At 64.9% G+C, this 13,709-nt stretch carries 9 protein-coding genes; 5 read left to right on the forward strand and 4 right to left on the reverse strand.

The window, feature by feature from the left end:
- Nucleotides 1–2: 2 nt before the first annotated feature.
- Nucleotides 3–872 carry an ABC transporter permease gene (locus ABDB81_RS11640; RefSeq protein WP_346811213.1) on the forward strand — a complete coding sequence of 290 codons (870 nt, stop codon included), beginning with the start codon at nucleotides 3–5 and terminating at the stop codon, nucleotides 870–872.
- Nucleotides 873–921: 49 nt separating this feature from the next.
- Entirely contained in the window at nucleotides 922–1,689 is a 768-nt protein-coding gene (locus ABDB81_RS11645; RefSeq protein ID WP_346811215.1) for a class I SAM-dependent methyltransferase, read from the forward strand.
- A gap of 6 nt (nucleotides 1,690–1,695) precedes the next feature.
- Here the strand turns inward: ABDB81_RS11645 and ABDB81_RS11650 are convergent, their stop codons facing one another.
- Nucleotides 1,696–2,922 (reverse strand): MFS transporter, encoded by a 1,227-nt coding sequence (locus tag ABDB81_RS11650; protein ID WP_346811217.1) that lies wholly within the window; start codon nucleotides 2,920–2,922, stop codon nucleotides 1,696–1,698.
- Nucleotides 2,923–3,138: 216 nt separating this feature from the next.
- On the opposite strand from ABDB81_RS11650, the gene ABDB81_RS11655 reads away from it, so the two are divergent.
- From ABDB81_RS11655 to ABDB81_RS11665, 3 genes are all read left to right on the forward strand, one after another.
- Complete coding sequence (locus tag ABDB81_RS11655; protein WP_346811218.1) at nucleotides 3,139–3,903, forward strand: IclR family transcriptional regulator; 765 nt, start codon at nucleotides 3,139–3,141, stop codon at nucleotides 3,901–3,903.
- Nucleotides 3,904–4,156: 253 nt separating this feature from the next.
- A complete protein-coding gene (locus ABDB81_RS11660) occupies nucleotides 4,157–5,461 on the forward strand; it encodes a GGDEF domain-containing protein (RefSeq protein WP_137924811.1) in 1,305 nt (434 codons plus the stop codon).
- A 128-nt stretch (nucleotides 5,462–5,589) separates the two neighbouring features.
- Nucleotides 5,590–9,366, forward strand: a complete 3,777-nt coding sequence (locus ABDB81_RS11665) for an autotransporter outer membrane beta-barrel domain-containing protein (protein ID WP_346811220.1) — start codon at nucleotides 5,590–5,592, stop codon at nucleotides 9,364–9,366.
- A 77-nt stretch (nucleotides 9,367–9,443) separates the two neighbouring features.
- On the opposite strand, the gene ABDB81_RS11670 is transcribed toward ABDB81_RS11665, so the two are convergent.
- The 3 genes from ABDB81_RS11670 to ABDB81_RS11680 form a co-directional block, all read right to left on the reverse strand.
- On the reverse strand, nucleotides 9,444–11,786 hold the full coding sequence (locus ABDB81_RS11670) for a cytochrome P450/oxidoreductase (RefSeq protein ID WP_346811221.1): 2,343 nt from the start codon (nucleotides 11,784–11,786) through the stop codon (nucleotides 9,444–9,446).
- A 23-nt stretch (nucleotides 11,787–11,809) separates the two neighbouring features.
- Nucleotides 11,810–12,796: a tripartite tricarboxylate transporter substrate binding protein gene (locus ABDB81_RS11675; protein WP_346811223.1), complete on the reverse strand. Its 987-nt coding sequence runs from the start codon at nucleotides 12,794–12,796 to the stop codon at nucleotides 11,810–11,812.
- A gap of 133 nt (nucleotides 12,797–12,929) precedes the next feature.
- Nucleotides 12,930–13,637 carry a glutathione S-transferase N-terminal domain-containing protein gene (locus ABDB81_RS11680; RefSeq protein WP_137924815.1) on the reverse strand — a complete coding sequence of 236 codons (708 nt, stop codon included), beginning with the start codon at nucleotides 13,635–13,637 and terminating at the stop codon, nucleotides 12,930–12,932.
- Nucleotides 13,638–13,709: the final 72 nt, after the last annotated feature.

Here is a 13,709-nt window from a genome sequence, read left to right on the forward strand (position 1 = left end):
ACATGACGACGATTCAACCCTCCATCCGCCCCGAATACGAGCGCGTACTCGAACCCTTTACCGCCGTGCCGCTGTCGCGCGGACTACCGTGGTATCGGCAACTGTGGCAGCAGGGCTGGCTGCGCAAGGCCGTGATCCTCGCCGTGCTGGCCGTGATCTGGGAAATCGCCGCGCGTATCCAGGACAACGACCTGCTGCTGCCAACCTTCCTGGCCACGGCGCGTGCGTTTGGCGATGCAGTGGCCAGCGGCGAGTTGCCGGGCAAGGCTGCCGTGTCGTTGTCGATCCTGCTGCAAGGTTACGCGGCGGGCATCCTGCTGGCGTTCGTGCTGACCACCGCAGCCGTGTCTACGCGTATCGGACGAGACCTGCTGGAGACGCTGACCGCGATGTTCAATCCGCTGCCGGCCATCGCATTGCTACCGCTCGCGCTGCTGTGGTTCGGGCTGGGCAGCAAGAGCCTGATTTTCGTGCTGATTCATTCCGTGTTGTGGCCGTTGGCGCTGAATACGTACGCGGGATTTCGCGGTGTGCCCGAGACACTGCGCATGGCCGGGCGCAACTACGGTCTGCGCGGATTGCGCTACGTGGTGCGGATCCTCGTGCCTGCTGCGTTGCCGGCGATCCTGTCGGGCCTCAAGATCGGCTGGGCGTTTGCATGGCGCACGCTGATTGCGGCCGAACTGGTGTTCGGGGCATCGTCGGGCAAGGGCGGGCTGGGCTGGTACATCTTCCAGAACCGCAACGAGCTTTATACCGACCGCGTGTTCGCGGGACTGGCCACGGTGATCCTGATCGGGCTGGCCGTGGAAGGGCTCGTCTTCACCACGCTCGAACGGCTGACCGTGCGCCGCTGGGGACAGCAGCACTGAACCATTGGATGATTGCCGAAGGCGGGCAGGCAGCGTATCGTGTCGGGTCATGAACGCGATCCATCATGCCGCCGCCCAGGGCTTTTCGACCCAGGCCGATACGTACGCCCGAGGGCGTCCCGACTACCCCGCCGCGCTGGCCGACTGGCTGCGCGACACACTAGGGCTGGCGCCCGGCAAGGTCGTGGTCGACCTCGGTGCCGGCACGGGCAAGTTCACGCGATTGCTGCTGCCTACGGGCGCCAGGGCGATCGCCGTGGAACCCGTGGACGCCATGCGCGCCCAGCTTTCCTCGAAACTTCCCGATGTGCAGGCGCTGGCAGGCAGCGCGGAGTCGATGCCGCTACCCGATGCGAGCGTGGATGCCGTGGTGTGTGCGCAGGCGTTTCACTGGTTCGCCAATGAAGCCGCCATGCGCGAGATCGGCCGCGTGCTGAAACCCGGTGGCCGCCTCGGCCTGATCTGGAATGTGCGCGACGAATCGGTGCCCTGGGTCGCGCAACTCACCACGATCATGACGCCCTACGAGGGTGATGCGCCGCGCTTCTACAAGGGCGACTGGAAGACAGTATTTCCCGCCGAGGGATTCGGGCCGCTGGCGCTGCAGAAACTCCCCTATACGCACGATGGCGATCCGGAACAGGTGATCGTCGACCGCATCATGTCGGTGAGCTTCATCGCATCGTTGCCAGCGACGGAACAGGACGCCGTGCGCGCAAAGTTGCATGCGGTCATCGCCAACGATCCGGCGCTGCAGGGGCACGACACGGTGTCGTTCCCGTACAGCACCGAGGCCTACTGCTGCGAACGCCAGTAAGCCATCCTAGATGGCCGGCGCCATCTGTTCGCGATAGCGTCCGGCCAGCACCTGGCTCAGAATCAGCGCGGCCACGGCACACACCGCCGCAAACAGATAGACCGCCGGGTAGCCACCTTGCTTGGCGATGAGACCGGCAATGGGGCCGGTCAGACCCAGCGCGAAATCGAGAAACAGCGAGTAGGCGCCGAGTGCCGATCCGCGATTGGTCGCCGGCACGCGCTTCACGGCTTCCATGCCGAGCGACGGGAACACCAGCGAGAATCCGAAACCGACCACGGCGGCGCCAACCAGTGCCTGCCACGGTGCGTGCGCCATCCAGATAATGGCCAGGCCGGCTGCTTCCACCGCAAACGACACCAGTGCCACCGGATAGCCGCCGAAGCGTGTGATGCTGTTCGCCATCAGCAGACGGGCCAGCACGAAGCAGGTGCCGAGCGCTGTCAGTGCCAGCGCTGCGTGATCCCAGCCATGGCCCGCGTAGTAGAGCGTGATGAACGCGGTGATCGCGCCGAATCCCACCGAACCCAGGGCGAGGCACAGGCCGAATGGCGTCATCGCACGGAACACGCGACGGAAGGGCAGGCGCTCGCCCTTGAGGATCGGCACGGGTGCGCGGCGGCGTGCCAGCAGCAACGCGATGCCCGCGATCAACGTGGTCACGATGCCGATGATCGCCAGCCCGCCATGACCGGCCAGTAGCACGCCCATGGGCGCACCCACTGCCAACGCACCGTAGGTGGTGATGCCATTCCACGAAATCACCTTGGCCGTATGACGTGCCCCGGCACTGCCGATGCCCCACGCGATCGTGCCCGTGGTGACAAGACTTTCACCCGCACCCAGCATCAGGCGCGCCGCGAACAGCCACGCCAGCCCGAGCCAGTCGGTGCCGGCGAACAATGCCGCGATCCATGTCAGCAGGCCGCTGCCGGTGACCAGTACGAGTCCGGTCAGTACCGAACGCTTCGGGCCTTGTGTATCGCACAGCGTGCCGGCCCAAGGGCGGCTCAAGAGCGTGGCCAGGTACTGGATGCTGATGGCAAGGCCCGCCAGCACGGCGCTGTAACCCAGGTCGCCGTGGACAAAGCCCGGCACCACGGCAATCGGCAGGCCGACGGCGAGATAGGCAATGAAGTTGAAAAAGACAACCGAAAGAATGCGGCGCGTCACATCGCCGGAACTGGGTTCGGCATGCGGCGGCGTGACCGGTAAGGGGCTTGAGGCAGACATCGTGATCTTGGGGGCACTGGAGGGAACGGGCATTCTCCATCGCACGTATGACGACCTAGGGAAAACCCGCAAGCCGCCATCATACCGGGATTGTCGTGGGTGCGTGGAAGCGGTTGGTGACGCCAGGTGAGACAAAACCCCGGTTGTTGCTGGATTGACAACAACGGGGCCGTTCTATACGGTGGACGGCCGTTCCGACCGCCAGACCCTTCCTCCATGCCACGCAAAGCCGCCCAGTTATCCGAAGCCGACAAGCACTCCGCCGACGGTGGCGCTATTGCCGTGGACCGCGCGCTGTTCGTGCTCTCGGTCTTTCGCGAGGGCGACGGCGCGCTCGGTCTGGCCGAACTCGCGCAGCGTAGCGGGTTGTACAAGAGCACGCTGCTGCGATTGCTGGCCTCGCTCGAACATGCCCGCATGGTGCAGCGCCATGCCGATGGGCGCTATGGCCTGGGCCCCGAGGTCGCGCGACTCAACGCAGTCTACGCCGCGTCGTTCTCGCTGGAACAAGTGGTGATGCCTGCCTTGCGCGAGCTGGTGCGCGTGACCAATGAATCGGCCGCGTTCCACGTCGAGCAGGGCGAGCATCGGCTGTGCCTGTATCGCGTGGATTCTCCGCAACCGGTGCGCGACCACATCCGCGCTGGCGATCTGTTGCCGCGCAACCGTGGTGCCGGTGGGCGCGTGCTGCGCGCCTTTGCCGGGGCGCGTGGCGAGGTCTATCAGAAGATCCGCGACGAAGGGGTGATCGCACTGATCGGGGATCGCAGCCCCGATATTGCGGGCGTGTCGGCGCCGGTGTTCGGCCCCGATGGCGCACTACGCGGGGCGCTGACGCTGACCTGCCCCACGCCGCGTTTCTCCGACGGCTTTCGCGAGCAGGTACTCGATGCCGCGCGGCAGTTGACCGCCGCGCTGGGCGGTACGTTTCCAGCGGTGAAGCCCGCAACGTCGGGCAAAGCGCCGCCGCTCGACGACTGATCGAAAGACCGGCATTTGGCCGGATTGCCGGGACGTTCCTTCACTCGGTCACGCGCGTGTTCGCGCCGATATTTCATTGCGTTACAACGCCGTGGTACCCGGCTTGTCGGGGGTGCCGCCGCGCCTTGCGTGCGGGCTATGATGCGTGTTTTCGCGCCGCACCTATCCTCCGTTATCCGCGTCGGGGACCCGTTTCAGGGTTAACGCGAATAACGGCAGTCGCCCCCGGTAGCGTCAGAGGACACCGATTCCCTTGCACCTGGCTCAGCAGACCATTCTGGTCGTCATGATGGTGGTTTTTTCCAGCACGCTTGTCATGGGCGCGGGGCTGGTGCTTGCGCTGCGCGCGAGCGAGGCCGGCCGCCTGTGGGCCACCGGACATGTGCTGGCATCGGCGGCGGGTCTTGCCGTGGCGGCCAGCGTCGGCCTGGGCAACGGTTCGCCGCAGGTGGCCGCGCTGGGTGCCGGCGCGTATGTGGTGGGCCGGCTCATCATCTATCGCGGCGTACGTGTCTACTACGGTCTGCCCGATCACCGCCTGTTGCTGCGCGGCGTTGGTGCGGTAACCGTGGTGCTGCTGGCGCTGGCCAGTGGCCTGCCCGACGGTCCGTTGTTCGTGCATGGCATGGCGTACGGCATGCTGGCGATGCTGTCTTTCAGCACCATCATCACGATGCTGCGCAGCCGCCGTGGCCGTACGAGCATCGGTGGGCCACTGGTGCTGGCTTCGCATCTGGTGCTGCTCGGCGCGCAGGTGGCGGCCCTCAGCTATGGTGCCGCGTTCCGGGGCATCGCTGTCACGCCGTTCTTCCTGCAGACCAGTGCGTCCGTCTGGCCGCTGACGCCGCTGATTGCTGTACTGCTGGGCCTGTTCGGCTTCAGCCTGATGGCGATGGAACAGATCATCGCGCGCAATGAGAGCGGCGCGCGGCTCGATGCGCTAACCGGTCTGCTGAACCGCGGGGCGCTGGATGTGACGGCCATGTCGATGGCGGCACGTTGGCAGCGCGAAGGCGAGGCGCTGTCCTGCCTGGTCATCGATGTGGACCATTTCAAGGCCGTGAACGATCGGCACGGCCACCATGCCGGCGACCATGTGCTGCGCGAAATCGCCATCGCACTGGACAACTCGCGCCGCGCTTCGGATATCGCTGGTCGCTATGGCGGCGAGGAATTCTGCATTCTGTGTCCGCATACCGACGAGCACCAGGCCACCGCGTTGGCCAACCGCATCCTGCGCAAGGTGCGGCTGATCGAGCTGCCCGCAGGCGAAGGGGCTGGTTGCGGCCACGCGAGCGTCAGCATCGGCGTGGCCCAGCTTCGCGGCGGTGCAACAGGCCGGGAAGGACTCTGGCGCAGCCTGTTCGCGGAAGCGGATCGCGCGCTGTATCAGGCCAAGCAGCGCGGCCGCAACCAGTTCGTGGTGGGGTCGAGCATGGTGGTGGAGGCCGCTCCCGCCACTTCATCCGCTGAATCTGCAAAGTCTGACACTGCCGTGCCGTCAGGGCTGCCTGTCAGTGCCGACGCGGCGGACACGCCGGCACTGACCACCGCCTGAGGCGGGATGATGCCTGTCATTTTCTGATTTCACTTAAGTGTCAAAATTGAAACATTCAATAATGTTTCAGTGATTTCGGACGCAAACTCGCATCGGACTGCCGATCCCGGCAGCGCAGGGAGATTCCGATGTCCGAATCGAAGCGTTCCCGACGTTCGCCATCCCCAACGCCTTATCTCGGCATTGCCTTGCTCGGCCTGGCCCTGCCTGCACCGACGCGTGCGCAGGGATCGTGCAATATTCCGCTGGGCGGCACCTACACCACCACGGTGGCATGTACACCGGCCGTCCGCACGGCGGCGTCCCTCCAGACCCTTGATGGCGCATCCTTCTCATCGGCCTCCGGACCCAGCCTGCGTGCGTACGGCCAGCAGGCCGATGCGACGATTTCGGTGTCCGGCAGCACGGTTTCCAATGCCAGCGCCATCGCAGCCAACGCGATTGGCGCGCAGGTCAACGGTGGGCTGGGCAACGCCACGATCCGCTTCTCGGGCGGACCCACCTCGGTCACGGTGTCGGGGGCCGCAGCGCTCGATGCGGTCTCCGTCATCAACAACACCCTCGGCAGCAGCCTGATCGACGTGGCGGCGGGTACGCGGCTGGATATTCGCAATGAGGTCATTGGCGACGAGCACGACGGCATCGAGATCAACGCCCCGGGCGGCGGCAATGCCACGGTGACGCACAACGGAACCGGCACCATCTCAACGGCTGGCGGCAACGGCGTGTGGATCAAGGCAACGGGGGCAGGCGAGACTTCGGTGCAGATCGGCAGCGGCGTGTCGATGGTGATCGACAACACCGGCACGATACTCAACGACAACGCCGAGGAACCCGGTCCCGAGGCGGGCGCCGCGAATCACGCAGGCATTCGTGTGCGCCAGGCCACCACCGGCGCGGTGTCCGTCAACAACGCCGCTGCGATCCAGGCAATTGCCGAGAACGGCATGGGTATCCTCGTCGAAGGGGGAACCGTCGGCGCCACCACCATCGTCAATACCGGTGCGATTTCCACCGATGGCACGGCCGGGTCCGCGATCCGCACGGGCAGCAAGGGTGGCGACATCGCGATCCGCAACGCCGGACGGCTGTTCACCACGGGCATCAATGGCCATGGCATCTACGTCAATCCGTCGCCCGGCAATGTGCAGATCGAGAACACGGGCGAGATCGCGGTGGGTAGCGCCGCCGCACTCGACGGTTCGCGCGGCATCTACGTGATTGCCACGGGCGCGGGCAACGCCACGATTACCGGCACGGGCGATATCACGGTGCTCGGCAATGCCGCGACCGCACGCAGTTTCGGCATCACGGCGAGCGCGGTCAACGGCAATGTGGGCATCGACTATAGCGGCGCGTTTTCCGTAGCGGGCTTTGGCGCCGCCGCGATCCGCGCGCATTCCACCAACGGCGAGGCGACCGTCAACTACACCGGCGCGCGGATTGAAACGTTCCACAGCAATGCCAACGGCATCTACGTCACGAACGATTCCACGACTGCGCTGGCATCCATTGCCGCGAGCGGGGTCATCGTCACGCACTCGGATGCCGGTACGGGCGATGGCTCAGGTGCCGGGGCATTCGGCCTGCAGGCCACCACGCGCGGCGGCCCGGTGTCGGTGCGCTTCACGGGGACGAGCATCGACGTGAACGGCTCGGGCGCGGCCATCGTGGCGGGTAGTGCCACTGGCACGGGCAACACCGGCGAAGGCACGGTCACCATCGAGAACGCCGGCGCGCTGACGGCGCGTGGCAACCTGCAACGCGGCATCTGGAGCTTTTCGCGTACGGGTGCGCAGACCATCACGAATACGGGCGCGATCCAGACGCTCGGCAACTTGTCCTCGCAAGGCATCTACGCGGTGGGCACCGGCGCTGCCGATATCACGGTGGCAAATGGTGGCGCGATCACCACGCGCGGCGTGGACTCATCGGGTATCGACGCCACGTCGGTGGGCGGCAGCGTCGACGTATCGAGCACGCAGCCCGTTCAGGGCGGATGGAGCACGAGTGCGGGCATCAGAGTGGGCGGCGCCACGCAGCGCGTCCGCAACGGTGCGAGTCTTGGGGCGCTGAGCGATTTCGCAGTGGCCGCGGATGCCGGGTCGGCGGGCAACCTGTCACTGGTAAACGCAGGCCAGATGACCGGCGTGGTCACGGCATTCACGTCCGCCTCGACGATCGACAATACGGGCACATGGTATCTGCGCCGCTTCGCGGACCTGAACGGCTCGGGCGCACGCGATATCTGGCGCGTGGCGGTATCGAACCTGGGCACGAGCGGTGCCAACGTCGTGAACAACAACGGCACGCTGTGGCTCGCGGCGCAACCGGGGGCAGATGGTGCGGTACGCACCCCGGCGGATGCCATCGTCTACTTCGACACGCTCAACGCCTACTTGCCGCTTGGGCAGGCAGCGAACACTCCCACGCTGGGCGGTGCGGTGCAGGGACAACTGCTTGGCGTGAATACGTTCAACAACACCGGCACGATCGACCTGACAGGCGGTGGCACGGCGGTGGGCAACGTGCTGGTCATCACGGGCGGACAGACTGCGGGGGCGAATGGGGGCGGTCAGTTCGTGTCGAACGGCGGGGCGTTGAAACTCAACACGGTGCTTGACGAAGGCGGCGCCGCGAGCCGCTCGGACATGCTGGTGGTGGATGCCACGTCCACGGGCGCAGGCGGCCCCACGCGGGTATCGGTGACCAATCGCGGCGGCGATGGCGCGTTGACGGTGGCCAGTGGCATCCCGTTGGTCGAGATCATGAACAAGTCTCCTGCCGCGAGCGATCCGAATGCGTTTGCGTTGAACGGCCGTGCGGTGGCGGGCGCGTACGAGTACCGGCTGTTCCGTGGCGACCAGAACGGTGCCAACACCGATGTCTGGTATCTGCGCTCGGAGCGCAGTGTCGATCCCACACCGCCCAGCCCGCCGCAGCCGCTCTATCGTCCCGAGGTGGGCGCGTATCAGGCCAACCAGCGGCTGGCGGGCCAGATGTTCGTCCACAGCCTGCATGACAGGCTTGGCGAGTTGCAGTTCGTCGAGCAGCAAGGCTTCGATCCCGCGCAGGATAAGCCGCGTGCCGCCTGGCTACGCGCAGTGGGCAACTGGCAGGGGGCGCGCAGCAAGGATGGTGTGTTCAAGACATCGACCGATTCGTTCCTGCTGCACGGCGGCCTGGAACTTGCCCGCTGGCGCGAAGGCCCGAACACCGATCGCGGCCATGCGGGGTTGATGCTCAGCTATGGCACCGCCACGACCGATGCCGAAGCCCTGGGCAACGGCTTCCGCGCCAAGGGCAAGGTCGAAGGCTGGAGCGTGGGAGCCTACGGCACGTGGTATCAGAACGACGAAAAGAAGCTCGGGGCCTATGTCGATACGTGGTTCCAGTACGGCTGGTTCACGAACCGCGTGCAGGGCGACTTGCTGCCGAGCGTGAAATACAACGCGCAGGCCCTGGCGCTATCGGGTGAGGTTGGCTATGCGGTGCCAATGCGCGATGGCTGGGTGGTGGAACCACAGGCGCAACTGATCTACGCGCACTACGACGAGGATGATGTCACGGAGCCGAACGGCACGCGTATCCGGGGCGCCGATTCGTCGGGGTTGATTACCCGGCTTGGCGTGCGTACGCATCGCACCTGGGAGCGCGAAGATGGCAAGCGCGTGCAGCCCTATCTCACGCTGAACTGGTGGTACAGCAATACGGACAGCACCATCTCGTTCAATCAACTGCCGGTGGACACGATGTATCCGCATAACCGGTTTGAAGTGAAGCTGGGGGCGAACGTGGATCTTGGGAAGCGACTGACGGGATGGGCCAATGTGTCGGGGTCCTGGGGGCAGCAGGATTACTACCAGTACGCGGTGAGGGTGGGGGTGAGGTATGCGTGGAAGTGAAATTGCTTAACTATCCCGCTTGGTTTTCTCCCCTCTCCCGCGAGCGGGAGAGGGGAGAAAACCGAGAACGTGGCGCCTCACAACCCCAACACAATCCTCCCACCCCCCACCGCCCTGGAACAACAAGACATCATCCGTCGATTCCCCTCGCGCTCGGCCCTTGTCAGCACCACATCCCGATGATCGATGTCACCGGCCAGCACCTGCACCTCGCACGATCCGCATAGTCCTTCCTCGCAGTCGCTTTGCACGTCGATGTTGGCGCAGCGTAAGGCCGTCAGCAGCGTCTGGTCTGCAGGCACTTCCAGCGTCAATCCCGAATCCTTGAGTTCCACCGTGAACGCCTGCTCCTTCGATGGATCGAGCGTGCCCAGCGTCGAGCTGAAATGCTCCACGCGCAGTGCGTCTTCGGGCCACGTTGCGCAATAGCCTTCGAGTGCATCGACCATGCGTGCCGGACCGCATGCGTAGATCTGCGTCACATGGTCGGGCTGCCCGAGAATCTGCGCGAAATTCGCGCGGCCGTTTTCATCGCCGACATGAAGCTGCAGACGATCCCCATGCAACGCCACCAGTTCGTCGAGCATCGCCATGGCCGCGCGTGAGCGTCCGCAGTAGTGGAACGTATAGTCGATGCCGAGCGCCTGTGCGCGTCTTGCCATCGCACTGACAGGTGTCACCCCGATACCGCCGGCAATGAAGATCGCCTTGCGGCATCCTTCATCAAGCCGGAAATGATTGCGCGGCCCGCGCACCTTGATGCGATCCCCCGCGCGCAGGTTCGCATGTATCCATGCCGAGCCGCCACGGCTTTCGGGTTCGCGCAGCACCGCCACTTCGAATGCTGCGGAGTCCGCTGGGTCGCCGCACAGCGAATACTGCCGTGAAATCCCGGTGTGGCCGCACTCGACATCGATATGCGCACCGGGCGCCCAGCGGGGCAGGGGTCTGCCATCCTGCGAGACCAGGCGCAGCTTCACCACGTCGATGGCGGCGGGCGTGACCGATTCCACGACGAGCGTGCGGCCCACGCTGCCACCCGTGGGCTCACCAATGCGCACCGCATCGCGCGGTGCAAGCACCGCAGGATTCGTCCGCTCGGGATTCCGCGCCGGGTCCCATTCGACCCACAGATGTTCGGGACCCCGGAAAGAGGTGTTGGGTACGTAGGTGAACTGCTGCTCGGCCAGCCGCAGATGAGGCAGCCGCGCCGTCAGTTCCTCCAGGAAGACCTGCATCTCCATGCGAGCGAGGTTCTTGCCCATGCACTGATGCGCGCCGTAACCGAAGGTCAACTGATCGCTGGCATTGTCGCGATGGATGTCGAGCAGATCCGCATCGGCGAAGTGCCGCTCGTCATGATTGGCCGACGAGGTGACGATCAGCAGCTTGCTACCCACTGCAAGCCGGATGCCGCCCACATCGGTATCGCGCGTCACAACGCGGCGCCATGCAGCCACCGAGCCGTTGTGCCGCAGGCATTCCTCCACGGCATTGGGAATCAGCGCCGGGTCTTCGCAGATCTCGCGCCAGACATCGGGATGCTGCAGCAACAGCTTGATCGCATTGGCCGATGCATTGGCCGTGGTCTCGTGCGCGGCCACGATGCCCGCCATCATCATCGAGTGCAGATACGAATCGGTGACCACGTCGGGTTGTTCGCGCTGGCGCCGGATGCCGTACTGCATCCATCCCGGACCCGACGGGTCTTGCCGCATCTTGTCGAGAATGCGCCCGGCCAGTTGCCAGAAGTTGCCCACGGCATGTGCCACGGCTACCTGTTCCTCGGGCTTGGGTCGGCCCCACGTATTGACCGTATGCGCAATGGAATACTGCCGCAGCAGATCCATGTCTTCCTCGGGTACGCCGAGAAAATGCAGCGCCACGGTCAACGGTACTTCCCACAGCATCTGGTCGACCAGATCGGCGCGGCCATCGTCGATGAAGCGGTCCACATACTCGCGCGTGAGTTGCCGCACCATCGGCTCGTGATGCGCAAGTTCGGCGGGCGTGAACGGCTCCATCAACGCGCGGCGGCGCGGCATGTGCGCGGGCTCGTCCTCGTTGACGAGCGTGCGGTTCATCGCATACCCGTACGAGGCCAGCACGGCATTGGCCGCGTCGCCGGTGGGCGTGATCTTCTCCAGCGCGATGGCGGGGCTGAACGTGATGTTGTCGCGAAAGATCGCCTTGATGTCGTCGTAGCGCGTCACCACCCAGTAGCCCAGCTTCGGGCTGTAGAACACGGGCTCCTGTTCGCGCGACCAACGCACATAGTCGGGCGGGTCCTGCTGATAGCCATCGGTGAACGGATCGAAGGCTGCCGCGTCATGGCTGATGGGGCAGCCATTCGGCGCGCGCAACGCGGTGTGGTCGATGGGGCAACCAGAGTGTGTGGACTGGCTGGTGGACGAGTTCATGCGCGGTACTCCAACTTCCATCATCAATCGAGCGAGATCTTCAGCTCCTGGATCAGGCGCGTCCAGCGTACGGTTTCACCGCGCAGCAGTTCGCTGAACTGTGCCGGGGTGTTGCCCACGGGCTCCACGCCGAAGTCCACCAGCTTCTTGTTGATGGCCGGGTCCTTGATCGATGCCACCACCTGACGGTTCAGCGTGTTGATGACTTCGGGCGGCGTCGCAGCGGGCACCACCATGCCGACCAGTGCGGCCGCCTCCACGTTCTTGTAGCCGAGTTCGGCAAAGGTGGGAACGTCAGGCAACTGCGGCAGGCGCGTGGCATTGGCCACGGCCAGCGGTCGTACCTTGGCCCCCTTGATGAAGCCTGCGCCCGCTGCGAAATCGACCATCATGGCCGGGATCTGGCCCGCCGCCACATCGGAGAGTGCGGGCGCGGCACCGCGATACGGCGCGTGCGTCATGTTCAGGTGCGCTTCCACCTTGAGCAATTCCATCGCCAGATGATGCGGACTACCTGCACCGGCTGATCCATAGTTCACGCCACCGGGGGTGGCCTTGACCTGCGCGATGAACTCCTGGGCGGTCTTGGCCTGCGTGCCGGGACCGACAACGAGGATCATCGGGAATCGGCCCAGCAGCGTTACGGGCGCCAGATCTTTCGTCGGGTTGTACGAGAGCGTCTTGTAGAGCGCAGGATTGAAGACGAGCGTCCCGTTATCGGCGGACAGCACGGTGTAACCGTCTGCTGCGGCGCGTGCGGTTTCCGAAGCGCCAATGGCGGTATTGCCGCCCGGCTTGTTATCGACCACTACAGGCTGGCTGATGCGCGTGGACAGCCCCTGTCCAATGGTGCGCGCAAGGAAGTCAGATCCGCCGCCGGCGGGGTAGGGCACGATCCAGCGGACCGGCTTGGACGGATACGCGTCTGCCGCCTGGCTGGGTGCGGCTGCGATGGCGAGGAAGTTGAAAAGGGATGCGGCGAGCAGCGCGAAGGGCTGGCGGCGGGGCATGGATGTCGTCTCCTTGGATATGGCCGCTCGATGTTCGAAGGCGGCGGCCTGTTATCCGCAGATCATATACGCATTGCCCCGCTCGCTGCGGTGCGGGAGAACCCCAAGGAAGCGGGGGCACAAGCCCCCGTGTTTACTCGGGTCGCTTCGGGATATTGACTGCGCGCTGCACGGTGGGGCGCGCATTGAATACGTCCAGCACGCGGGAGACTTCGGGCAGGTCCTGGATGCCGACGAGGTCGCCGGCTTCGTAGAAGCCCAGCAGGTTGCGCACCCACGGGAACGTGGCGATATCGGCAATGGTGTAGTCGTCGCCCATGATCCACTGGCGGCCCTTGAGGCGTTCATTCAGCACCTTGAGCAGACGCTTCGATTCGGCCACGTAGCGGTCGCGCGGACGCTTGTCCTCGTAGTCCTTGCCGGCGAACTTGTGGAAGAAGCCCACCTGTCCGAACATCGGCCCGATGCCGCCCATCTGGAACATGACCCACTGCAGCGTTTCATAGCGCAGCGCCGGATCGGCGGGAATGAACTTGCCGGTCTTCTCGGCCAGATACACGAGGATGGCACCGGATTCCCATAGCGCCAGCGGTTTGCCGCCGGGGCCATCAGGGTCGATGATGGCGGGGATCTTGTTGTTCGGATTCAGCGACAGGAATTCCGGCGAGTTCTGGTCGTCGCGGTCGAAACGCACCAGTTGCGGCTCGTAGGGCAGGCCGGTCTCTTCGAGCATCAGCGAGACCTTGATGCCATTGGGTGTATTCAGCGAATACAGCTGCAGGCGCTCGGGATGCTGCGCCGGCCATTTGCGGGTGATCGGGAAAGCGGACAGATCGGCCATGACGTGAGGTTCCGTATGCAGGAAGAGTGCGAAAGCGCCTATGGTAATGGCTTTACGCGGAACCTGCCTGGC

This window comes from Cupriavidus sp. DL-D2, from assembly GCF_039710735.1.
In the GTDB taxonomy this organism is placed as follows: domain Bacteria; phylum Pseudomonadota; class Gammaproteobacteria; order Burkholderiales; family Burkholderiaceae; genus Cupriavidus.